The organism is Thalassotalea sp. G20_0, from assembly GCF_017744175.1.
Lineage (GTDB): Bacteria > Pseudomonadota > Gammaproteobacteria > Pseudomonadales > Endozoicomonadaceae > Endozoicomonas.
In genome coordinates this window covers 1-693 of sequence record NZ_JAGHQV010000383.1, presented here as the reverse complement: position 1 = coordinate 693, position 693 = coordinate 1, and the positions used below count along the sequence as shown (strand labels likewise).

General features: G+C 55.8%; 1 protein-coding gene. It reads left to right on the top strand.

Translation table 11 applies throughout. The annotated features are described in order from the left end of the window. Positions 1–10 precede the first annotated feature (10 nt). Positions 11–693: polysaccharide biosynthesis protein (locus J7438_RS26630; RefSeq protein ID WP_353620203.1), on the top strand; the 683-nt coding region annotated here is incomplete at its 3' end.

The window sequence follows — 693 nt, the reverse complement described above, 5'->3', positions numbered from 1 at the left end:
GATTATGGAAGTGGATATCGGCGATGTGCTGAGCCGGGATGAAGTGGCCCCCATTGCCGAACTGGTGGAGCAGGATATTGTTGACCAGGTGGTGATGGTCACCGGTGCCGGTGGTTCCATTGGCTCTGAGATGGCCCGGCAGGCTCTGGTCAGAAAGCCGAAAATGCTGGTGCTGTTGGAGCACTCGGAGTTTAACCTTTATACCATTGATCAGGAACTGCAGAGTTCTATCCGCACGCTGGGGCTGGATGTTCCAGTCATTTCGGTGCTGGGGTCGATTAATGACCCGGTGCGTTTGCTGGATGTCATGAACACCTACCAGGTCGAGACCCTCTACCATGCCGCTGCCTACAAGCATGTGCCGTTGGTTCAGTATAACGTCTCCCAGGGGTTGCGGAATAATGTGCTGGGTACGCTCTATACTGCCCAGGCGGCCATTTTGGCGGGAGTGAAACAGTTTGTGCTGATCTCCACCGATAAGGCGGTGCGGCCCACCAATGTGATGGGTGCCTCCAAGCGCCTGGCGGAGATGGTGTTGCAGGCCTTGAGTAATGAACAAGAGATCCGGCTGTTTCAGCCGGAGCTGTTCGGGTCTACGCCGGGCACGGTGATTCCCAATAATACCCGTTTTACCATGGTGCGGTTTGGTAATGTGCTGGGTTCCAGCGGTTCGGTGATTCCCCTGTTCCGGGA